General features: G+C 72.1%; 18 protein-coding genes and 2 pseudogenes. 9 read left to right on the plus strand and 11 right to left on the minus strand.

The window, feature by feature from the left end:
• Nucleotide 1: 1 nt before the first annotated feature.
• Both AB0I83_RS26525 and AB0I83_RS26530 read left to right on the plus strand, forming a co-directional pair.
• Nucleotides 2–1951 carry a fumarate reductase/succinate dehydrogenase flavoprotein subunit gene (locus tag AB0I83_RS26525; protein WP_363306393.1) on the plus strand — a complete coding sequence of 650 codons (1950 nt, stop codon included), beginning with the start codon at nucleotides 2–4 and terminating at the stop codon, nucleotides 1949–1951.
• A complete protein-coding gene (locus AB0I83_RS26530) occupies nucleotides 1948–2694 on the plus strand; it encodes a succinate dehydrogenase/fumarate reductase iron-sulfur subunit (RefSeq protein WP_356529559.1) in 747 nt (248 codons plus the stop codon). Before AB0I83_RS26525 ends, AB0I83_RS26530 begins: the two co-directional genes overlap by 4 nt.
• On the opposite strand, the gene AB0I83_RS26535 is transcribed toward AB0I83_RS26530, so the two are convergent.
• The 4 genes from AB0I83_RS26535 to AB0I83_RS26550 form a co-directional block, all read right to left on the minus strand.
• Complete coding sequence (locus AB0I83_RS26535; RefSeq protein ID WP_363306394.1) at nucleotides 2665–5160, minus strand: excinuclease ABC subunit UvrA; 2496 nt, start codon at nucleotides 5158–5160, stop codon at nucleotides 2665–2667. The two genes, AB0I83_RS26530 and AB0I83_RS26535, sit on opposite strands and share 30 nt — an antisense overlap.
• Nucleotides 5161–5304: 144 nt before the next feature.
• Nucleotides 5305–5496: a DUF6381 family protein gene (locus AB0I83_RS26540; protein WP_356529563.1), complete on the minus strand. Its 192-nt coding sequence runs from the start codon at nucleotides 5494–5496 to the stop codon at nucleotides 5305–5307.
• A 124-nt stretch (nucleotides 5497–5620) separates the two neighbouring features.
• On the minus strand, nucleotides 5621–6190 hold the full coding sequence (locus AB0I83_RS26545) for a type 1 glutamine amidotransferase domain-containing protein (RefSeq protein WP_356529564.1): 570 nt from the start codon (nucleotides 6188–6190) through the stop codon (nucleotides 5621–5623).
• A 14-nt stretch (nucleotides 6191–6204) separates the two neighbouring features.
• A complete protein-coding gene (locus tag AB0I83_RS26550; RefSeq protein ID WP_356529565.1) occupies nucleotides 6205–6420 on the minus strand; it encodes a dodecin in 216 nt (71 codons plus the stop codon).
• 201 nt (nucleotides 6421–6621) lie between these two features.
• Here AB0I83_RS26550 and AB0I83_RS26555 point away from each other — a divergent pair, with 201 nt between their 5' ends.
• The 3 genes from AB0I83_RS26555 (at nucleotide 6622) to AB0I83_RS26565 (ending at nucleotide 9702) form a co-directional block, all read left to right on the plus strand.
• Nucleotides 6622–7875 (plus strand): extracellular solute-binding protein, encoded by a 1254-nt coding sequence (locus tag AB0I83_RS26555; protein WP_363306395.1) that lies wholly within the window; start codon nucleotides 6622–6624, stop codon nucleotides 7873–7875.
• A gap of 178 nt (nucleotides 7876–8053) precedes the next feature.
• On the plus strand, nucleotides 8054–8866 hold the full coding sequence (locus tag AB0I83_RS26560; protein ID WP_363306396.1) for a GNAT family N-acyltransferase: 813 nt from the start codon (nucleotides 8054–8056) through the stop codon (nucleotides 8864–8866).
• Nucleotides 8863–9702, plus strand: a complete 840-nt coding sequence (locus AB0I83_RS26565) for a lysophospholipid acyltransferase family protein (RefSeq protein ID WP_363306397.1) — start codon at nucleotides 8863–8865, stop codon at nucleotides 9700–9702. Before AB0I83_RS26560 ends, AB0I83_RS26565 begins: the two co-directional genes overlap by 4 nt.
• On the opposite strand, the gene egtD is transcribed toward AB0I83_RS26565, so the two are convergent.
• The 4 genes from egtD to egtA are packed head-to-tail and all read right to left on the minus strand — an operon-like array spanning nucleotide 9645 to nucleotide 13994.
• The gene (gene egtD, locus AB0I83_RS26570) at nucleotides 9645–10607 is read right to left on the minus strand and encodes an L-histidine N(alpha)-methyltransferase (protein ID WP_363306398.1); all 963 of its coding nucleotides are present in this window, start codon (nucleotides 10605–10607) and stop codon (nucleotides 9645–9647) included. The genes AB0I83_RS26565 and egtD overlap by 58 nt on opposite strands.
• Complete coding sequence (gene egtC, locus AB0I83_RS26575) at nucleotides 10604–11359, minus strand: ergothioneine biosynthesis protein EgtC (RefSeq protein ID WP_363306399.1); 756 nt, start codon at nucleotides 11357–11359, stop codon at nucleotides 10604–10606. The genes egtD and egtC overlap by 4 nt, the downstream gene beginning before the upstream one ends.
• Nucleotides 11359–12699: an ergothioneine biosynthesis protein EgtB gene (gene egtB, locus AB0I83_RS26580; RefSeq protein ID WP_363306400.1), complete on the minus strand. Its 1341-nt coding sequence runs from the start codon at nucleotides 12697–12699 to the stop codon at nucleotides 11359–11361. Before egtB ends, egtC begins: the two co-directional genes overlap by 1 nt.
• Entirely contained in the window at nucleotides 12696–13994 is a 1299-nt protein-coding gene (gene egtA / locus AB0I83_RS26585) for an ergothioneine biosynthesis glutamate--cysteine ligase EgtA (RefSeq protein WP_356529576.1), read from the minus strand. Before egtA ends, egtB begins: the two co-directional genes overlap by 4 nt.
• Here egtA and AB0I83_RS26590 point away from each other — a divergent pair.
• Nucleotides 13993–14516, plus strand: a pseudogene (locus AB0I83_RS26590) (TIGR02452 family protein); the annotation flags it as partial. The gene egtA and the pseudogene AB0I83_RS26590 sit on opposite strands and share 2 nt — an antisense overlap.
• Before the next feature lie 38 nt (nucleotides 14517–14554).
• On the opposite strand, the gene AB0I83_RS26595 reads toward AB0I83_RS26590, so the two are convergent.
• Nucleotides 14555–15025 (minus strand): type II toxin-antitoxin system PemK/MazF family toxin, encoded by a 471-nt coding sequence (locus AB0I83_RS26595; RefSeq protein ID WP_363306401.1) that lies wholly within the window; start codon nucleotides 15023–15025, stop codon nucleotides 14555–14557.
• A gap of 408 nt (nucleotides 15026–15433) precedes the next feature.
• On the opposite strand from AB0I83_RS26595, the gene AB0I83_RS26600 reads away from it, so the two are divergent.
• Nucleotides 15434–16462, plus strand: a complete 1029-nt coding sequence (locus AB0I83_RS26600) for a LacI family DNA-binding transcriptional regulator (RefSeq protein WP_363306403.1) — start codon at nucleotides 15434–15436, stop codon at nucleotides 16460–16462.
• 82 nt (nucleotides 16463–16544) lie between these two features.
• Nucleotides 16545–16934 carry a hypothetical protein gene (locus AB0I83_RS26605; protein WP_356529582.1) on the plus strand — a complete coding sequence of 130 codons (390 nt, stop codon included), beginning with the start codon at nucleotides 16545–16547 and terminating at the stop codon, nucleotides 16932–16934.
• Nucleotides 16935–17065: 131 nt separating this feature from the next.
• Here AB0I83_RS26605 and trxA read toward each other — a convergent pair whose 3' ends face one another.
• Complete coding sequence (gene trxA, locus AB0I83_RS26610) at nucleotides 17066–17458, minus strand: thioredoxin (protein ID WP_356529583.1); 393 nt, start codon at nucleotides 17456–17458, stop codon at nucleotides 17066–17068.
• Between the two features lie 115 nt (nucleotides 17459–17573).
• On the opposite strand from trxA, the gene AB0I83_RS26615 reads away from it, so the two are divergent.
• Nucleotides 17574–19031 (plus strand): NAD(P)/FAD-dependent oxidoreductase, encoded by a 1458-nt coding sequence (locus AB0I83_RS26615; protein ID WP_363306404.1) that lies wholly within the window; start codon nucleotides 17574–17576, stop codon nucleotides 19029–19031.
• 815 nt (nucleotides 19032–19846) lie between these two features.
• Here the strand turns inward: AB0I83_RS26615 and AB0I83_RS26620 are convergent.
• Nucleotides 19847–20014: pseudogene (locus AB0I83_RS26620) on the minus strand (transposase family protein); the annotation flags it as partial.
• Nucleotides 20015–20051: the final 37 nt, after the last annotated feature.

Raw genomic sequence — 20051 nt, forward strand, 5'->3', positions numbered from 1 at the left:
CATGAGCGACTACACGAACTACGGCACGGGCGAACCCGCCGTCGACTCCAAAGCCCCCGGGGGCCCCGTCGCCGACCGCTGGGACACCCGCCGCTTCCAGGCGAAGCTCGTGAACCCGGCCAACCGCCGCAAGCACACCGTCATCGTCGTCGGCACCGGGCTGGCAGGCGGCTCGGCCGGTGCGACCCTCGCCGAACAGGGCTACCACGTCGTCCAGTTCTGCTTCCAGGACTCACCCCGGCGCGCCCACTCCGTCGCCGCGCAGGGCGGCATCAACGCGGCCAAGAACTACCGCAACGACGGCGACTCGGTGCACCGGCTCTTCTACGACACGGTCAAGGGCGGCGACTTCCGCGCCCGCGAGTCCAACGTCCACCGCCTCGCGGAGATCTCCGTGGAGATCATCGACCAGTGCGTCGCCCAAGGCGTCCCCTTCGCCCGCGAGTACGGCGGCCTCCTCGACAACCGCTCCTTCGGCGGCGTCCAGGTCTCCCGCACCTTCTACGCCCGGGGCCAGACGGGCCAGCAGCTCCTCCTCGGCGCCTACCAGGCGCTCTCCCGCCAGATCGCCGCGGGCAACGTCGAACTGCACGCCCGCACCGAGATGCTCGACCTGGTCGTCGTCGACGGCAAGGCGCGCGGCATCGTGGCCCGTGACCTCGTCACCGGGAAGATCGAAACCCACTTCGCCGACGCGGTCGTCCTGGCCACCGGCGGCTACGGCAACGTCTTCTACCTGTCGACGAACGCCATGAACTCCAACGCCACCGCGATCTGGCGCGCCCACCGCCGCGGCGCCCACTTCGCCAACCCCTGCTTCACCCAGATCCACCCCACCTGCATCCCGCGCACCGGCGACCACCAGTCCAAGCTGACGCTGATGAGCGAGTCGCTGCGCAACGACGGCCGCATCTGGGTGCCGAAGGCCAAGGGCGACGACCGTCCGCCGAACCTGATCCCCGAGGACGAGCGGGACTACTACCTGGAGCGCGCCTACCCTGCCTTCGGCAACCTCGTGCCCCGCGACATCGCCTCCCGCGCAGCCAAGAACGTCTGCGACGAGGGCCGGGGCGTCGGGCCCGGCGGCCAGGGCGTCTACCTCGACTTCGCCGAGGCCATCGCGCGCATGGGCAGGAAGAAGGTCGAGGAGCAGTACGGCAACCTCTTCGACATGTACGCCCGCATCACCGCGGAGAACCCCTACGAGACGCCGATGCGCATCTACCCCGCCGTGCACTACACGATGGGCGGGCTCTGGGTCGACTACGACCTCCAGACCACGATCCCGGGCCTCTTCGCCATCGGCGAGGCCAACTTCTCCGACCACGGGGCCAACCGCCTCGGCGCCTCGGCGCTGATGCAGGGACTCGCCGACGGCTACTTCGTGCTCCCTGCGACCATCAACGACTACCTTGCGCGCAACCCCCGCACCGAGGAGATCGACGCCGGCCACCCAGCGGTCACCGAGGTCGTCGCCGAGACCGAGGACAGGCTCAACCTGCTCCTCGCGGTCGACGGGGACCGGACCCCCGACTCCTTCCACCGCGAGATCGGCGAACTCATGTGGGAGTTCTGCGGAATGGCGAGGACCGAGGAAGGGCTCCGCGAGGCGCTGGACCGGATTCCGCGGATCCGCGAGGAGTTCTGGCGCCGCATCAAGGTGCCCGGCATCGGCGGGCAGTTCAACCAGTCGCTGGAGAAGGCCAACCGCGTCGTCGACTACCTCGAGCTCGCAGAGCTGATGTGCCTCGACGCCCTGCACCGGGCCGAGTCCTGCGGCGGCCACTTCCGTGAGGAGTCGCAGACCCCCGACGGCGAGGCCGCCCGCCGGGACGAGGAGTTCTCCTACGCCGCGGCCTGGGAGTTCAGCGGCACCGGCGAGGCCCCCGTCCTGCACAAGGAAGACCTCGTCTTCGAGTACGTCCACCCCACCCAGCGGAGCTACGCATGAAGCTCACCCTGCGCGTCTGGCGCCAGCCCGACGCCGAGGCGCCCGGCGCCATGGCCACCTACCAGGTCGACGGCATCTCCCCGGACATGTCGTTCCTGGAGATGCTCGACACCCTCAACGAGGAACTCATCCTCGGCGGGGAAGAGCCGGTCGCCTTCGACCACGACTGCCGCGAGGGCATCTGCGGCGCGTGCAGCCTCGTCATCAACGGCGACGCCCACGGCCCGGAGCGGACCACCACCTGCCAGCTCCACATGCGGTCCTTCGACGACGGCGACACGATCGACGTCGAACCCTGGCGCGCCTCGGCCTTCCCCGTCGTCAAGGACCTGGTCGTGGACCGGTCCTCCTTCGACCGGATCATCCAGGCCGGTGGATACATCTCCGCGCCCACCGGCACGGCACCCGACGCGCACGCCACCCCGGTGCCCAAGCCGGACGCCGACTCCGCCTTCGAGCACGCCGAGTGCATCGGCTGCGGCGCCTGTGTGGCGGCCTGCCCGAACGGTTCGGCGATGCTCTTCACCTCGGCGAAGATCAACCACCTCAACGTCCTCCCGCAGGGCGCCCCCGAGCGTGCGACCCGGGTCCTCGACATGGTCGCCACCATGGACGACGAGGGCTTCGGCGGCTGCACCCTCGCCGGTGAATGCGCCACGGCCTGTCCCAAGGGCATCCCGCTGCCGTCGATCGCCGCGATGAACAAGGAGTGGCTACGGGCCAACCGCACCGTGCGCCGCTGAGCCTGCCCGGTCCGACGAGTCCTCGGGCCCGGCGGGCAGCCGGTCCGTCCGCAGCGCCTTCGCCAGGTAGGCGGCGGTCCGGCTCCCCTCGGCGCGGGCGACCTCCCGAGGGGTGCCGGTGGCGACGATCCGGCCGCCCCGGTCGCCGCCGCCGGGCCCCAGGTCGATCACCTGGTCCGCACCGGCCACCACGGCCATGTCGTGCTCCACCACCACCACGGTGCTGCCCGCGTCCACGAGCCCGTGCAACTGCCGCATCAGCACCTCCACATCGGCGGGATGCAGCCCCGTCGTCGGCTCGTCCAGCAGATACAGGGTGTGTCCACGCCGGGCGCGCTGGAGCTCCGTGGCGAGCTTGATCCGCTGGGCCTCGCCGCCGGACAGCTCCGTCGCCGGCTGCCCCAGCCGCAGATAGCCGAGACCCACGTCCAGCAGTGCCCGCAGACTGCGCTCGGCCGCCGGTGTCCCGGCGAGGAACGCGGCCGCCGCCTCCACCGTCAGATCGAGCACCTCGGCGATCGTCAGATTCCGCAGGGTCACCTCGAGGGTCCGCGGGTTGTAGCGCGCGCCGTGGCAGTCCGGGCAGGGGGCGTACGTGCTGGGCAGGAAGAGCAGCTCGACCGAGACGAATCCCTCGCCCTGGCACGTCTCGCACCGCCCCCCGGCCACGTTGAACGAGAACCGGCCCGCACGGTAGCCGCGGGCCCGTGCCGTCTCCGTGTCCGCGAACAGTTTCCGCACCACGTCGAACAGCCCGGTGTACGTGGCCAGGTTGGACCTCGGCGTACGTCCGATGGGCCGCTGGTCGACCTGCACCAGCCGGTCCACCGCGTCCAGCCCCTCGGCCGACGCACAGCCCCGGACGACCGGAGCGGCGCTCTCCTCCGCCGCTTCCGCCGACCGCCGGTCGGCGAGCACGCCCGCCAGGACCTGACCGACCAGGGTCGACTTGCCCGACCCCGACACCCCGGTGACCGCCGTCAGGACCCCGAGGGGGAACACGACGTCCACCCCGCGCACGTTGTTGAGGTCCACCCCGCGCAGCGTGATCCGCCCGGACGGGACGCGCGGCTCCCTCACCGGCGCCGGGTCCTCGCCGAAGAGGAACCGCCGCGTCGCGGAACCGGCGACCCCCGCGAGTTCCGCCGGAGGGCCGCTGTGCAGCACCCGGCCCCCGTGTTCGCCCGCCAGCGGGCCCACGTCCACCAGCCAGTCGGCCTGGCGCACCACGTCCATCTGGTGCTCCACCACGAAGACGGAGTTGCCCGCTTCCCGGAGTCGTCCGAGCACGCCGAGCAGGGACTCCGTGTCGGCGGGATGGAGGCCCGCCGACGGCTCGTCCAGTACGTAGACGACGCCGAACAGCCCCGACCGCAGCTGGGTGGCGAGCCGCAGCCGCTGCAACTCGCCCGAGGACAGGGTCGGCGCCGTACGGTCGAGGCTGAGATAGCCGAGGCCCAGTTCCGTGACGGGTTCGATCCGGCCCAGCAGGTCGGCGGTCAGCAGCCGTGCCGCCTCGTTCGCGCCGCCCGCCTCCAGCAGCACCTCGGTGAGGGCCGTCAGGGGGAGTGCCACGAGGTCCGCGATCGTCCGGCCCGCGAAGGTGACGGCCATGGCCTCCGCCCGCAGCCGCCCGCCCCCGCACACCGGACAGGGGGCGCTGGTCAGGAAGCGCTCCGCCTTAGCCCGCAGAGTCCGGCTGCGGGAGTCCGCGAAGGTGTGCATCACATAGCGCCGTGCGCTCATGTACGTACCTTGGTAGGGGCGTTGGATGCGGCCCGCGTCGCGCACCGGATGGACCGTCACCACCGGTTGCTCGTCGGTGAACAGGATCCACTCGCGGTCGGCCGGCTCCAGCTCCTGCCAGGGCCGGTCGACGTCGTACCCGAGGGCGTCCAGCACATCGCGCAGGTTCTTGCCCTGCCACGCTCCCGGCCAGGCGGCGATCGCTCCCTCGCGGATCGACAGCGACGGCTCGGGTACGAGAAGCCGCTCCGTGGTCCGGTGGATCCGGCCCAGGCCGTGGCACTCGGGGCACGCGCCGGCCGCCGTGTTCGGGGAGAAGGCGTCGGAGTCGAGCCGCTCGGCGCCACGCGGATAGTCGCCCGCCCGGGAGAACAGCATGCGGAGCGAGTTGGACAGCGTGGTGACCGTGCCCACCGACGAGCGGGAGCCGGGCGCGGACCTGCGCTGCTCCAGCGAGACCGCGGGCGGCAGGCCGGTGATCTCACCGACATCGGGGGCCCCGACCTGGTGGATCAGCCGGCGGGCGTACGGGGCGACCGACTCGAAGTAGCGGCGCTGGGCCTCCGCGTAAATGGTGCCGAACGCCAGGGAGGACTTTCCCGAGCCCGAGACGCCCGTGAACACCGCGAGGACGTCGCGCGGGATGTCGACGTCCACGTCGCGGAGATTGTGCTCGCGCGCGCCGCGCACCCGGACGTACGGATCGTGATGGGTGGACATCGGCGGTACGACTCCGTCGGTTCGATGGGGCGGACATGACTCTGCCGGTGATCCTTCCGCACGACGCGTCCGCATCCGACGCCGAGGCGGCCGGCAAGGACGGCGAGCACGCGGAGGACCACCGGCGGGGGGCGGCCGCCGTGCCTAGACCATCGGGTCCATGTCCCGGTCGGTCATGGCGCTCTCCCGCTCGCCCTGCTCGCGCAGCCGGCGGGACTTGTCCTTGAGGCGCTGCCGCTGTTCCGGATCGGTGGCGCGGTCCGCGGCCTCCTCCAGTTCCCTCGCCTTCGTACGCAGCTGCTGTGCACGGCCACCGGACTCACCTGCAACGCTCATGATCACTCCTGGATCTCTGGGGGGAGCGGACACGACCAGCGAATCAGCGCGGGCGCCCGCATGCATCTCGAGCGGCCGCTTCCGACGAGGCGTACCCGGGCGCGAGTCCCTCGGGCGCCGGCGGTCAGGAACCCGCCGCGGCGAGCCGGTCGCCCACCGCGCCGACGAAGTCCGCCAGGTCGTCGGGCGTACGCGAGGTGATCAGCGTCCAGCCCCCGGTCTCGTCCGTGACGACGGACTCGTCCACCCAGGTGCCACCCGCGTTTCGGATGTCGGTCCGGAGCGAGGGGTACGAGGTGAGGGTCTTCCCCCTGACGACGTCGGCCTCGACGAGCACCCAGGGGCCGTGGCAGATTGCCGCCACCGGCCGGCCCGTCGTCGTGAACGAGCGGACGATCCCGGTGGTGGCGTCCTGTGTCCTGAGGGTGTCCGCGTTGAGGGTTCCGCCGGGCACGAGCAGCAGGTCGTAGTCGGAGGGGTCCGCGTCGGACAGGGTGAACGAGGGCCGCACCGTCTCCCCGGGGTCCTTGTCGCCCACGAGTGTCCGCACGGGGTCGGTGGACAGCGCCGCGATGTCCACGGTGGCTCCCGCGTCGCGGAGCCGCCGTACCGGCAGCACCAGTTCGTCCTGTTCCACGCCGTAGTTGGTCACGATCACCAGGACACGTCGTCCGCCGAGGTAGTGGTCAGCCATTCGCCGGTCCCTCCTCAGGTGTTCTCGTCGAGCCGGAAACCGACCTTGAGCCCCACCTGGTAGTGGGCGACGCGGCCGTCCTCGATGTGGCCGCGGACCTGCGTCATCTCGAACCAGTCGAGATTGTGCAAAGTTTCGGAAGCTCTCGCGACGCCGTTCCGGATCGCCGCGTCCAGGCCCTCCTCGGAGGTTCCTACGATCTCGGTGACCCGGTAGGTGTGATTCGACATCTAATGTCTCCTTTCCTGGTTCCACGGTGCCTCACTCCGCCGTGGTGCGCGAGGTGTCGGCACGCCGACCGGTACCGGTCCGGGGCTTGACCTGTCGATTGGTACATACCAAACTCCGCTCCACGCCCGTGCGAGCGCCGCCCGCAGTCCCCCACCCGGGTCCTGTCGAGCTGTCGTGCCGTTTCGCAGAAGGTGACCCCCGTGAAGATCCGCATACTGGCCGGAGCCGTCGCGCTCGTCTCGTCCGTCGCCCTGGGCGGCTGCGGTTACCTCCCCGGAACCGGTGACGACAGCACCACGGTGACGGTGTGGCTGATGAAGGGCAGCGCCTCCCAGGGCTTCCTGGACAGCTTCGAGAAGTCGTACGAGGCCGAGCATCCCTCGGTCCAGCTGGACTTCGTCCTCCAGGAGTGGGGCGGTATCGGCCCCAAGGTCCTGAAGGCGCTCCGGGGCGACGACGCCCCCGACGTCATCGAGGTCGGCAACACCCAGGTAGCCCAGTACGCGGAGACCGGTGAACTGCGCGACCTCACCCTGGAGTCCATGCGCGACCTGGGAGGGGAGGACTGGCTGCCCGGACTCGCGGATCCCGGCAAGGTCAGCGGCGGACAGTACGGAATCCCCTGGTACGCCGCCAACCGCGTCGTGATCTACAACAAGGACCTCTTCGCTCAGGCGGGGATCACCACCCTCCCCAGGACCCGCGAGGAGTGGTTGGACGTCAGCGAGCAGCTGGACACCGCGAGCGGACAGGGCATCTACCTCGCAGGGCAGAACTGGTACGTCCTCGCCGGGTTCATCTGGGACGAGGGCGGGGAACTGGCCGACGACAGCGGAGGCGACTGGCAGGGGAGCCTGGACTCGCCCGCCGCCCTTCGGGGCATGGACTTCTACAAACGGCTCCAGGCCCTCGGCGACGGGCCTAAGGACGCCGACGAGCAGACGCCCCCGGAGACCGACGTGTTCGCCGAGGGCGACGTCGCCCAGATCGTCTCCGTGCCCGGCAGCGCCGCCCTCATCGAGCAGCAGAACCCCGAACTCAAGGGCAAGCTCGGCTACTTCCCCATCCCCGGGAAGAGCGCGGGGAAGCCGGGCGCCGTCTTCACCGGGGGCTCCGACCTCATCGTGCCGGAGGGCGCCGACCAGCGCGGCGAGGGCATCGAGGTGGTCAAGGCGCTCGCCGGGGAGAAGTGGCAGACAGAGCTCGCCCGCGCCATGAGCTACGTGCCCAACAAGCCCTCGCTCGCCCGAGCCGTCGCCGGGCAGGAAGGGACGTCGGTGATGGCCGAGGGCGCGGCCCAGGGCCGGGCCACCCCCAACTCGCCCTACTGGGCGGCCGTGGAGGCGGACAACCCGATCAAGCCCTACATGACCGCGGTGCTGGAGGGCGGCGACCCGGCGGAGGAGGCCAAGAAGGCGTCGGACCGCATCACGTCCAAGTTGATCACCGGCTGACCGCCCGCCGGCCACGGGGGACCCCGGGCCACCCGGGGATTCAGCCGTCGCACATCCCGGATCCCCGCAGCGGTCACGTCGAATCCAGCCGGTCACGGAAGAAGTAGGGGGGCCGGGCCGTCGCACTCCCCGCGACGGTCCGGCGGCCCCTCTCGCCGATCCGTCCCCGGAGACCGCCATGACCGTGCTGCCCCTCGCCATCCCCGCTCCCGTGTCCGCCGTACGCGCGCCCCGGCGGGCCGCCCCCGACGCCCCCTCCGGCTACCGGGTCTCGCTCGCCACCTCCCTGGAGGACGTACGGGCCGCCCAGCGCCTGCGCCACCTCGTGTTCGCCGGAGAGCTCGGCGCCAGGCTGGACAGCCCGCAGCCGGGTCTGGACGTCGACGCCTTCGACGAGCACTGCGACCACCTGCTGGTGCGCGAGACGGCGACCGGGGAAGTCGTCGCCACCTACCGGCTGCTGCCGCCCGAAGGCGCCCGGCGGGCCGGCGCCCTCTACGCCGAGAGCGAGTTCGACCTCGGCCGGCTCGCGCCGATCCGCGACGACCTCGTCGAGGTCGGCAGGTCCTGTGTCCACCCCGCCCACCGGGACGGCGCCGTCATCGCCCTCATCTGGGCCGGACTCGCCCGCTACATGGAACGCACCGGCCACGAATGGGTGGCCGGCTGCTGCTGCCTGCCGCTCGCCGACGGAGGCGCGCTCGCCGCCAAAAGCTGGGACACCGTACGGACCCACAACCTGGCGCCCGAGGAGTACCGGGTCACGCCCCACCGCCTCTGGGACGCCTCCGCTCACCCCGGCGGCGCCCCGGCCGCCCGCGCGGAGCTCCCGCCACTGCTGCGCGGCTACCTCCGCCTCGGCGCATGGGTCTGCGGAGCCCCCGCGCACGACCCCGAATTCGGCGTGGCCGACCTCTACGTCCTGCTCTCGATGCGCCGAATCGCCCCGCGCTACCTGCGCCACTTCCTCTCGCTCGCCCCGCTGCGATGAGCGCCTGGCTGCCCGTGGCCACCTGCACCCCACACGCCTGCGCGCGGCACGAGGGCGCCGTGCGGGCGCCGCTCCCCGCCGCGGCCCTGCTGGTCGCCGGGTGCGCCCTCACCCTCCTCGGGGCGATCTGCTCGCCCGCCGTGCTGCTCCTGGGCCCTTCGCGCCGCGACCGGCTCGTCCGCCGCTGGGCCCGCGCGGTCGTGCGGTCCTTCGGCGTACGCGTACGCGTCACCGGGAGCCCGGTGGAGGCCGATCGGCCGGCGACGGGCGAGCTCGTGGTCGCCAACCACGTCTCGTGGCTGGACGTCCCACTGGTCGCGGCGGCCCTCCCCGCCCGGATGCTGGCGAAGAGCGAGATACGGTCCTGGCCGCTGCTCGGTCCGCTCGCCGCACTCGGCGGCACCCTCTTCATCGACCGGGACCGGCTGCGCGCCCTGCCGGAGGCGGTACACGCGCTCGCCGGAGCGCTGCGCGCGGGATCACGGGTGGTGGTGTTCCCGCAGGGCAGCACCTGGTGCGGCCGGAGCGGCGGCGGCCGGTTCCGGCACGCCGCCTTCCAGGCCGCGATCGACGCCGGCGCCGCGGTCCGCCCCGTCCGCATCGGTTACCGGACGACCCGGTCGGACGCGGCGGGTGCCGCCGCGTTCGTCGGGGACGATCCGCTCGCCGCATCGCTGTGGCGGGTGGTGACCGCCGCCGGGCTCACCGCCGAGATCCGTGTCCTGCCGCGCATCCCGGTGTGCGAGGAGCCCGGCAGGCGGGCGCTGGCGAGGGCCGCTCAGTGCGCCGTGGCCAACGACAGCGCGAAACGGCCGGCCTCGTCCGTCCACCACTGATCCAGCCGCAGCCCCGCCGCGGCCAGCTCGCCGCGCACGCCCTCCTCGCGGAACTTCGCCGAGACCTCCGTACGCAGGTCCTCGCCCTCCTCGAACTGCACCAGCAGGTCCAGTTCCCGGATCTTCACCGTCAGCGCCCGGCGCGCGCGCAGCCGCATCTCGATCCACTCGCGGTCCGGGTCCCACAGGGCGACATGGTCGAAGTCCTCGGGCGGGAAGTCGGCCCCGAGCTCACGGTTCACCACCGTCAGCACGTTCTTGTTGAACGCCGCCGTCACACCGGCCGCGTCGTCGTACGCCGTGACGAGGGTCGCCTCGTCCTTGACCAGGTCCGTACCGAGCAGCAGCCCGTCCCCCGGGGCTAGGCGCGCCGCCACCGACTTCAGGAACCCGGCTCGTTCGCCGGGCAGCAGATTGCCGAGTGTCCCGCCGAGGAACACGACCAGGCGCGGACCCGGGGAGTCGGGCAGGTCGAGGGCACGGGTGAAATCGGCGACCAGGGCGTGCACGGAGAGCCCGGGGCGCTCGGCCAGCAGCGCCTCGGCCGCGCCCGCGAGGGCGCTCTCGCTCACATCGACGGGCACGTAGGTGTGGAGACCGGGCAACGCGTCCAGCAGGTGCCTGGTCTTGTCCGATGACCCCGAGCCCAGCTCGATCAGGGTGCGGGCGCCGGAGGCCGCGGCGATCTCCCCGGCACGGGCGATCAGGATCTCCCGTTCGCAGCGCGTCGGGTAGTACTCGGCCAGCCGGGTGATCTCCTCGAACAGGTCGCTGCCGTGCGCGTCGTAGAACCACTTGGGCGGCAGCGTCTTCGGGTGTCCGGTCAGGCCGGTCAGCACATCGGCGCGCAGCGCCGCGTCCGTCGCGTCCGCCGGCAGGGTGCGGGTCAGCAGGAAGGGACTCACGCAGAGGGCTCCTTGAGCGGGGTCATGAGGACATCGGTACGTGTCGCGGCCAGCAGGGTGCGGTCCGGGACCTCGCGCCAGCAGGGGTCGTCGTCGTACGGCTCCGAGGCGACGACCGTGCGGCGGCCCGGCTCGTGGAGATACCAGAGCGAGTCGCCCCATGTGGTCGCCACGATGGTGGAACCGTCGGTGAGCAGCAGATTGAGGCGTGAACCGGGAGCGGCGGCGGCGACTTCGACAACCGTGTCGGCGACCGCCTGCCCTATCTCGTCGCCTCCGGCCACCCGGTCGAGCACGAGCGCCCAGACCAGCGCCGAGTCGCTCCGGGCGGCCAGCGCGAGCAGCCTCTCGGGCGGCAGGGTCCCGGCCAGCGGCGCCAGCGAGCCCGGCCAGCCCCGCACCGCGCCGTTGTGGCTGAAGAGGAGTCGGCCGTCGGCGAACGGAGCCGCCGCGGCCTCCCCGTCGGCACCGGCGAACGTCGCGTCACGGACCGCGGCGAGCAGCGCCGTGCTGCGCACCACGCGGGCCAGGTCGGCGAACGTCTCGTCGCCCCAGACGGGTCCGGCGCGCCGGTAGCGTCCGGGAACCGGGTCCCCCTCCGCGTACCAGCCGACCCCGAAGCCGTCCGCGTTGACCGTGCCGGACCGCTGACGCCTTGGTTCCCACGACTGGCGTACGAGCCCGTGCACCGGCGCCACGAGCACCTCGCCCAGGGCCGCCCGCGGCCCCAGATAAGCAATGTGACGGCACATCAGGCATCCCTCGCGGTACGGAATCCGGAGAAGATCTGGCGCCGCACGGGCAGGTCCCAGTTGCGGAACGTGCCGCGGCAGGCCACCGCGTCCACGGCGAACGAACCACCGCGCAGCACCTTGTGCCCGGGCCCGAAGAACACCTCGGAGTACTCCCGGTACGGGAACGCCACGAATCCCGGGTAGGGCAGGAAGTCGCTCGACGTCCATTCCCACACGTCCCCGATCAGCTGGCCCGCTCCGGCCGGGGACCGGCCGGCCGTGTACGCCCCCGCGGCGGCGGGCCGCAGGTGGCGCTGGCCGAGATTGGCCCGTTCCGGGGTCGGGTCCTCGTCGCCCCAGGGGTAGCGCAGCGAACGACCCGAGGCCGGGTCGTGCCGCGCCGCCTTCTCCCACTCCGGCTCGGTCGGCAGACGCCGGCCCGCCCAGCGGGCGTAGGCGTCCGCCTCGTACCAGCTGACATGGAGGACCGGCTCGTCCGCGGGTACGGGCTCGGTGACCCCGAAGCGCCTGCGCAGCCACTGCCCTGCGTCCCGGTGCCAGAACAGCGGTGCCGCCAGGTCGTGTTCGCGGACCATGTCCCAGCCCTCGGGCGCCCACCAGCGGGCATCGGTGTACCCGCCGTCATCGATGAAGCGCCGGTACGCGCCACAGGTGACCGGGGCGGTGTCGATGTGGAACGCCGCCACCTCCCGCCGGTGCGCCGGCCGTTCGTTGTCCAGGGCCCATGGCTCAGTGGAGGTGCCCATGGTGAACGGGCCCCCGGGGACGAGGACTTCGGCCGGCAGCGACACGGAGTCGGTGGGCGCCGGGGGCTCGGGCGCGCTGAGCGCGGCCGGCCCGCTTCGAAGCTGATGAGTAATCAGCATGGTTTCGTCGTGCTGCTGTTCGTGCTGAGCGACCATCCCGAAGGCGAAGCCCGCCCGCTCCAGGGAGCGGCCCGCGCCGTGCAGTGGGGCGGAGCCGAGGATGTCCAGGGCCCGGCCGCGCACATCGGCGGCGTAGGTCCTGGCCTCGGCCGGTGCCAGCAGGGGCAGGGAGGGGCGGCTGGCCCGGGAGTGCTCGAAGGCGTCGTACAGCCCGTCGATCTCCGGGCGCAGGGCGTCGCGCCCGCCCACCGCCCGCAGCAGCCACAGCTCCTCCTGGTTGCCGATGTGCGCCAGGTCCCAGACCAGTGGCGACATCAGCGGGGAGTGCTGTGCGGTCAGCTCGGCGTCGTCGACGCTGTCGGTGAGCAGTGCGGTGCGCTCGCGTGCGGCGAGAAGCGCCGCCAGGGCGCGCACGCGCAGCTTCTCCGGGTCGAACTCCTGGCCGGTGGACTGAGCGGAGGTGTCGGTCATCGGACCAGGCCCTTTCCGTGCGGTGCGTGTGACGGGTCGGGGAGATCGTCGGCCGGACATCGGCCACGCGCTGTATAGCGGTCGTTGAAGGCGGCGACCGTGTCGAGGACGTGGTCGCCGGCCCCGATCCTGGGGAGCGCCTCCAAGGCGATCGTGAAGCATGCGGCAGCAGCCGCCGCCAGCTCCGGATCGCCCAATCCGTCGCGCGCCGCGGCCGTCCAGAGCGGATTGCGCGGCGCCGCGGACGCACCCGCCGTCTCGGCCAGGGGCTTCACGGTGCGGTACACGGTCTCCGCCGCCTCCGGGTCGTCGAACAGCGCCGTGGTGACGGCGAGCGGCACCAGCCACCCGTCGGTGCCGGACTGGGCGTCGATCATGCGCAGCTCCAGGTGCCCGCGCGGGCGCACCGGTGGGAACAGAGTCGTCAGGTGGTAGTCGAGGTCCGCCCGCACCGGTGGCCTGGGCCCGCCGCCGCGGATCCACTCCCGGAACGTCAGCCCGACCGGCACGCCCCATGGGGCGTCGCCGTCGCGGATGCACATCACGGACGTGTCCAGGGCGTAGTCGGACCAGGCGCGGCGGGGCCCGAGACGGCCCTGCGGAGCCAGCGACCTGGCCGGATCGAGATCCGTCCACAGCGCCTGCCGGGTCGAGCGCCAACCGGTGCGCCGCCCCTCACGGAACGGCGAGTTCGCGAACGCGGCCACCAGCACCGCACCCAGCAGATGCGCGAGCTGCCAGCGCCGCCCGTAACCGAGTGGCCCCGGCTCCTCCTCACCGGCGTCCAGGCAGACCTGGACCGAGGCGGAGGTGCACATCATGGCGCGGCCGGAAGGCCCCGACCGGTCGAGCGCGGCCTCCATGGCGGCGTAACGCGGCTCCTGGAGCAGACGTCGCGGAGGGTGCCACGGGTCGACGCCGAGGCCGGAGAGGACCAGCCCGGTCCGGCCGAGGGTGTCGCGTACGGAGACGAGGTCCGCGGCCATGGCGTCCACGCACGCCGTCAGGGAGCCGGCGGGCTGTGAGCTCAGCTCCAGCTGGCCGCCCGGCTCGAAGGTCAGAGCGGCGTCCAGCGGGGTCGCGCGGACGGCGTCGGCGGCTGCGCGGAGTCGCTCGTGGGGGACGGCGACCTCGGGGTGTTCACGGTCGTGAATGAGCCATTCCAACTCGACGCCGACCGTCCGGGGAGGTCCCGTCTTGAAACATATGCCGCGGAGCAGGTCCTCTGCCTCGTCCTCGCCCAAGGGCGCCGCGTCGACGGGCGGACCTGTCTGACCAAGTGTGTCCGGGGGCATGCCGGCCTCCTTCTCGGGTGCTTCCTTCCACCCAAACCCTTACCCGGGGATCGCACAAGGGTGCCCCCGCGCCACCGAAAACCGCTTGCGTCCATGCCGCCGTCGCGTCCAGCATGCCCCGTATGCACCACACGGGGGAGCGGCCACGAGCGCACGGCTGCGCGGGCTCGCGGGTGACAAGGAGGCCGTCGTCGCGGCCGGGGATACCGCACCGCCGTGGGCCGTGAGGTGCCGATCGGGCGCGCCCTGTCCGCAGGACTCTCCGGCACCCGGCTCCACGGCCCCGAACCGGTACCCGTGGCGGTCCTGGACACCGACCGCGGCCCCGGTCTTCGAGGTGACGGACGAGACCGGCCTGCGGGCGGCACGCCGGATGACCGCCGGGCCGGCGGCCAGGTTCGCGGTGCCGAACCACGCCTCGGCCCGTAATCCCGGCGTCGGCCACCTGAACGGCGCGCGGGCCAGGAGGAGTCCCCGTGCCGGGGCTCCGCCCTTCACACCACGCTGCTCCGCGCCCCCGACTCCGCCGTCCGGGCCGCCTTCGGCCGCGTCTGCGCCGGTCAGCTCCAGCCGTAGCGCTCCCGAAGCCGCTCCGCGACCAGGTCGAACCTGTCCCGGTCGAGGGCACACGCCTCGCGCCGCATCCCGTCCTCGTGCACCCGCAGCACCCGGTCCAGATCCGCCCAGGAGGGCCGCCCGGAGCTGTCCCACGGGCCCGCGCCCAGCGCGACCCAATCGTCCTGGTCCCGGTCGTGCTGCTTGCTCGACAGCTGTACGGCGAGCACCGTGCCCGCCGCCTCCCGCGCCACGACGAGGACCGGCCGGTCCTTGCCGCGGCCGTCGTTCTCCTCGAACGGCACCCAGGTCCAGACGATCTCCCCGGGGTCCGGATCGCCGTCACGGTCGGGGGCGTACGAGGTGCGTACGGGGCCGGCCTCACGCGGGTCCGCCTCCGCGGTCGCGGCCGGGCCGCTGCGGCCGGGGAAGTCCGTCGAGCTGTCGCTGCTGTGGTTGGCCTGCTGGAACGTCATCGCAACACCGTAGGACCTGGACTGCCCGGTCCGTGGAGCGGGTCCGCGAAACACGCCTCAGGTTCTACCTCATGATCACCCCCGTCGGCCTCCCCACCCGGCCCGCGCCGTGCTCCTCACAGCGACCCTGCTGCGGACGGCCCCTGTCGCGGCGTCGGTCCCCGGACACGGCAGCCCCCTCGGTCCCGGCCGCCTCGACCTCGGGTACAGCTTCAGCGACAGGACGCACGCGGGATCGCCACCCGTCCGCCGGTGCCGCGCGAGCACGGCGTGACCGGCACCGCGCCGTGGGCGCTCAACTTCGAGGACCCGGGCATCCGGCCGGTACCCGCGCTCCGCTGACGCCCCCGCGTTACGGTGCCCCGGCCCGTCACCGGCGCGAACGGGTCTGGAAGACTTCCGGACTCCATGAGCCAGTTACCCGAGCAGCCCGCCGGCACCTCCGTCCCGACCAGCGCCGACGTGGCGCGACTCGCCGGAGTCTCCCGGGCCACCGTGTCCTACGTACTGAACAACAACACGACCGTGCGCATCAGCGAGGCCACCCGCCGCCGGGTCAGGGAGGCCGCAGCCGATCTCGGTCACGTCCCGCACGCGGCGGCCCGGAGTCTGCGCGCCGGGCACACCAGAACGGTGCTGCTGCCCGCGGTCCGGGCCGCGGCCGGTCACCTCTACCAGCGCCTCCTCACCGGGCTTGAATCGGACCTTCGCCGCCTCGACTACACCGTCGTGCAGTTCGGTGGCGCCGGCCTCGACGCCGACGAGGCGGTCCAGGCGTGGGCCGAGCTCCGCCCCGTCGCCGTGGTGGCGCCCGGCGGGATCGACCTCACCCCGTACGGCATAGGCGTGCTCACCCGGTCCGGGGCCAAGGCCGTGATCACACTCGGTCCGCAGCCCGTGGAGGGCGCCCACGCCCTCGTGATGGACCAGGCGGAGGTCGGCGGCTGCGCGGCCCGGCACCTGCTCGCCCGGGGACGGCGCCGCATCGGGGTGGTCGTGCCCCAGGAACCCGGCCTCGCCGCGTTCGCGGAGGCACGCCTGGCCGGTGCGGTGCGCGCCGTGCGGGAATCGGGCGTGGGCGACCGCGTCCGGCCGCTGCCCCTGCGGTACGAGGAGGCGTCGGCCGCCGACCTCGCCTCCCGCTGGCGGGCCCTGGGCCTGGACGCCGTGTTCGCGTACGACGACGAGTACGCCATGCTGCTGATGAGAGCGCTCCAGGACGCGGGCATCCGGATCCCCTCCGAGACCGCCGTGATCGGCGCCGACGACCTGATGCTCGGCAGGCTCCTGCGACCGAGGCTCAGCAGCGTCAGGTCGGAACTGGCGACCGCGCAGCCACCGGCGGAGATGATCGACCGGCTGGTGCGGAACCCCGGCGGCACCCCGGAGCGCCATTACCTGCTGAGGGCCGCGGCCGTGCCACGGGAGTCCACCTGACCGGGAGGGCGGCGGCCTCCCGGCGGACGGGGACGTGCCTCACGACGTGCGGGCACGGGCCCGGATGTCTAGCGTCGACGGCATGAGCCATCCGCAGAGCTACGAGATCCTGCTGTTCCCGGAACCCGAGGAGTCCGCCGTCGGCGCCCCCGAGCCAGGCACCGCCATCCGCTCCGCGGTCGTGGACGCCACGGGGGACAACGGGAGGTCGGGATATCCGCGCTACGAGGGCGGGGGTCTGGAGGCGGACATCGACCCCGCGTCACACACCGTCGAGGCACTGCTGGTGGACGGCGCGGAACTCGACTACGGGCTCACGGTGAGGATCGCCGAGCGGATCCGCGGTACGGGAGGGGCACCGGAGGCAGCCGCGCCGGAATCGCCGGAACCCGGCGGGGAGGACGGCGACGCGGGCACGCGCGACCCTGCCGGGAAGGACGCCCCGCCACCGGGGCGGCCGGGGACCGGCTGACGTACGCCCGGCTTCGCCCCGCGCTCCGTCACCGGGGCGCCCGTACACGTGCTCCCCCGCGCTCGCTGCCACGACGAAGGCCCGGCCGTCCCGGCCGGGCCTTCCTCACGTGTGCCGTACGCGCGCATGGACTACGGCTGCTCCTGCTGCGGTGCCTGCTGCGTCTGCTTCTCCTGCTCGACCGACTTGCGCACCTCGTCCATGTCGAGGTTGCGCGCCTGCCCGATGACATCCTCCAGCGCCGCCTCCGGAAGCGCCCCGGGCTGCGAGAAGACCGCGACATTGTCACGGACGATCATCAGCGTGGGAATGGACCGGATCTCGAAGGCAGCCGCCAGCTCCTGCTGCGCCTCCGTGTCGACCTTGGCGAAGACCAGGTCGGGGTGGCGTTCGGACGCCGAGTCGTAGACCGGAGCGAACTGCCGACACGGACCGCACCAGGAAGCCCAGAAGTCGATCAGCAGGAACTCGTTGTCGCTCACGACCTGATCGAAGTTTTCCTTGGTGAGCTCTACGGTGGTCATACTCAGATACCTCTTCCTGGGACCGTTCGGACCTGTCCGGCACAACGGTGACGTCAGTTGCGCTATTCCGCCTGCCCATGTGGCCGCGACGCACACCCATGACCACACTGATCCCATGACTGATGCTGATGTTTCGAAGGATGCTTCGAGGAACACCGAATACGACGTCGTGGTCATCGGGGCGGGGCCCGTGGGCGAGAACGTCGCCGACCGTGCCAGGGCCGCCGGGCTGCGCACCGCCGTCGTCGAGTCGGAACTGATCGGCGGCGAGTGTTCGTACTGGGCGTGCATGCCCAGCAAGGCCCTGCTCCGGCCGGTCGTGGCACGCGCCGAAGCGCGCCGGGTCCCGGGGCTGGGCGAAGCGGTGCGCGGGCCGCTGGACGCGGACGCCGTCCTCGCCCGACGTGACGAGATGGCGGCGCACTGGAAGGACGACGGCCAGCTCGCCTGGCTGGACGCCATCGGCGCCGATGTCCACCGGGGCGTGGGCAGGCTGAGCGGAACCCGCCAGGTGTCCGTCACCGCAGCCGACGGTACGGTGCGGCACCTCACGGCGCGGCACGCCGTCGCCGTCTGTACCGGCAGCCGGGCCGTCGTCCCAGGCCTGGCCGGAATCGAGGACGTACGCCCCTGGACCAGCCGCGAGGCGACCAGCGCCAAGGATGTGCCCGGCCGGCTCGTGGTGGTGGGCGGGGGAGTGGTCGGTGTCGAGATGGCCACCGCCTGGCGGGGACTCGGCGCCGAGGTCACGATGCTGATCCGTGGTGAACGACTGCTCCCGAAGATGGAGCCCTTCGCCGGTGAGCTCGTCGCCGACGCCCTGACCGAGGCGGGCGTCCGCATCCTGACCGGGGTGTCCGCCACCGGTGTGCGACGGGCCGGCCAGGACGGCCCGGTCACCGTCGAACTCGACCACGGTGAACCGCTGGAGACCGACGAGATCCTCTTCGCCACGGGGCGGGCCCCCCGCACCGACGACCTCGGCCTCGACACGGTGGGTATCGAGCCCGGCTCCTGGCTCACGGTCGACGACAGCTGCCGGGTGGAGGGCAGCGACTGGCTCTACGCGGTCGGCGACGTCAACCACCGGGCCCTGCTCACCCATCAGGGCAAGTACCAGGCACGTATCGCGGGAGCGGCCATCGCCGCCCGCGCGCAGGACACACCTCTGCTGGAGACGGACCGCTGGGGTGCGCACGCGGCCACCGCGGACCACGCGGCCGTACCCCAGGTCGTGTTCACGGACCCGGAGGCCGCCTCGGTCGGTCTCACACTCGCGGAGGCGCAGGCCGCGGGCCACCGGGTGCGCGCCGTCGACCACGACCTGGCCGCTGTCGCCGGATCGGGCCTGTACGCCGAGGGATACAAGGGGCAGGCGAGGATGATCGTCGACCTGGACCGCGAGATCCTCCTGGGTGTCACCTTCGTCGGACCGGGCGTCGGCGAGCTGCTGCACTCCGCGACCGTGGCCGTCGCGGGCGAGGTGCCCATCGACCGCCTCTGGCACGCGGTCCCCGCCTATCCGACGATCAGTGAGGTCTGGCTGAGGCTGCTGGAGTCGTTTCGCGGTTAGGAACCGCCGTTGAGTACACACAGCGGGAGGGGTCACGATCCGCTGTGTGGCTGGCGCTCGTCGGCGGGCATGCGTCCTGTGCTCCTTTTCGGGGTGCCGTTGACGAGTGGCGAACCAGGTGACAAGTAACCCGCCAGTAGCTTTTGGATCGAAGGCGCTCCGTATGCGCGTATGTCAGAGGACCCCGGCCGCGGCCGGGGTCCTCTGAGGTTCTGGGGGCGGGCTACGCGGCGGCCCACTCGGGGTCTGGCTCCTGCGGGACGGGCCGGGCGAGCTGAAGACGGCGGCCCGTATTCCGCCGTACCTCGCCGTAGGGCTGAATGTGCATCCAGAACAGCGGGGTCAGGGCGCGTTTGTCCTCGTCGGTGAGGAGGTCTGCCCACTCCGGATCGGGCGGGCATGTCTTGGATCATAGTCGTCTCAGGCACCCGGTATGTCAGCCAAGTTGACAACGCCCACTGAACCGCTCCGGATCGATGGAGGCCCGGGTGAGGCTTCGCACTGACAGCTGTGGGTACATCCGCAAGCATGGATGCCGGCGCGTGGATATCGCTGATCGCTACGGGGATCGTCTTGCTCTTCGGGGCGGGGCTCATCTGCTACGAGCATTGGGGATCCGGCGCGAACCAGAGCCGGAATGACCTCGGTCCGGACAACACCAGCGGCGGAGGCGGAGGCGGCTGACGCTGACGGTTCGGCCGAACCGCTTCAGCCCGAACCTCCCGTCGATCTCACGACCGCGCTGCAGCAGAGCATCGAACAACGGCTTGGATCTCGTCGGACTTCCATCGCGATAGATCGGTGCCTTGGGTTCGGCGCTGCCGCTCCAAGGTGAGGACGGCTACAGCGGCTGACGACATTCGATTCGGACTGCACCGGGCCTTGCGGAAGATCTGCCACGACTTCAGCCGTGCGACGCCACGCTCGACCGGAGCCCGTGCCGCGGACAGCACGCGGTTGACGGTCTGTTGGGTCGGAGTGAGGCCACGGCCCGGTGCCCGTGCTACGGCGATTTATGTC

The sequence above is a fragment of the Streptomyces sp. NPDC049970 genome, from assembly GCF_040660235.1.
In the GTDB taxonomy this organism is placed as follows: Bacteria; Actinomycetota; Actinomycetes; order Streptomycetales; family Streptomycetaceae; genus Streptomyces.

Excerpts from the sequence above, each read along its gene's own strand:
- AB0I83_RS26525 (WP_363306393.1), top strand. The coding sequence starts at position 2 with ATGAGCGACTACACGAACTACGGCACGGGCGAACCCGCCGTCGACTCC.
- AB0I83_RS26530 (WP_356529559.1), top strand. The coding sequence starts at position 1,948 with ATGAAGCTCACCCTGCGCGTCTGGCGCCAGCCCGACGCCGAGGCGCCC.
- AB0I83_RS26535 (WP_363306394.1), bottom strand. The coding sequence starts at position 5,160 with ATGTCCACCCATCACGATCCGTACGTCCGGGTGCGCGGCGCGCGCGAG.
- AB0I83_RS26540 (WP_356529563.1), bottom strand. The coding sequence starts at position 5,496 with ATGAGCGTTGCAGGTGAGTCCGGTGGCCGTGCACAGCAGCTGCGTACG.
- AB0I83_RS26545 (WP_356529564.1), bottom strand. The coding sequence starts at position 6,190 with ATGGCTGACCACTACCTCGGCGGACGACGTGTCCTGGTGATCGTGACC.
- AB0I83_RS26550 (WP_356529565.1), bottom strand. The coding sequence starts at position 6,420 with ATGTCGAATCACACCTACCGGGTCACCGAGATCGTAGGAACCTCCGAG.
- AB0I83_RS26560 (WP_363306396.1), top strand. The coding sequence starts at position 8,054 with ATGACCGTGCTGCCCCTCGCCATCCCCGCTCCCGTGTCCGCCGTACGC.
- AB0I83_RS26565 (WP_363306397.1), top strand. The coding sequence starts at position 8,863 with ATGAGCGCCTGGCTGCCCGTGGCCACCTGCACCCCACACGCCTGCGCG.
- egtC (WP_363306399.1), bottom strand. The coding sequence starts at position 11,359 with ATGTGCCGTCACATTGCTTATCTGGGGCCGCGGGCGGCCCTGGGCGAG.
- egtB (WP_363306400.1), bottom strand. The coding sequence starts at position 12,699 with ATGACCGACACCTCCGCTCAGTCCACCGGCCAGGAGTTCGACCCGGAG.
- egtA (WP_356529576.1), bottom strand. The coding sequence starts at position 13,994 with ATGCCCCCGGACACACTTGGTCAGACAGGTCCGCCCGTCGACGCGGCG.
- AB0I83_RS26595 (WP_363306401.1), bottom strand. The coding sequence starts at position 15,025 with ATGACGTTCCAGCAGGCCAACCACAGCAGCGACAGCTCGACGGACTTC.
- AB0I83_RS26600 (WP_363306403.1), top strand. The coding sequence starts at position 15,434 with ATGAGCCAGTTACCCGAGCAGCCCGCCGGCACCTCCGTCCCGACCAGC.
- AB0I83_RS26605 (WP_356529582.1), top strand. The coding sequence starts at position 16,545 with ATGAGCCATCCGCAGAGCTACGAGATCCTGCTGTTCCCGGAACCCGAG.
- trxA (WP_356529583.1), bottom strand. The coding sequence starts at position 17,458 with ATGACCACCGTAGAGCTCACCAAGGAAAACTTCGATCAGGTCGTGAGC.
- AB0I83_RS26615 (WP_363306404.1), top strand. The coding sequence starts at position 17,574 with ATGACTGATGCTGATGTTTCGAAGGATGCTTCGAGGAACACCGAATAC.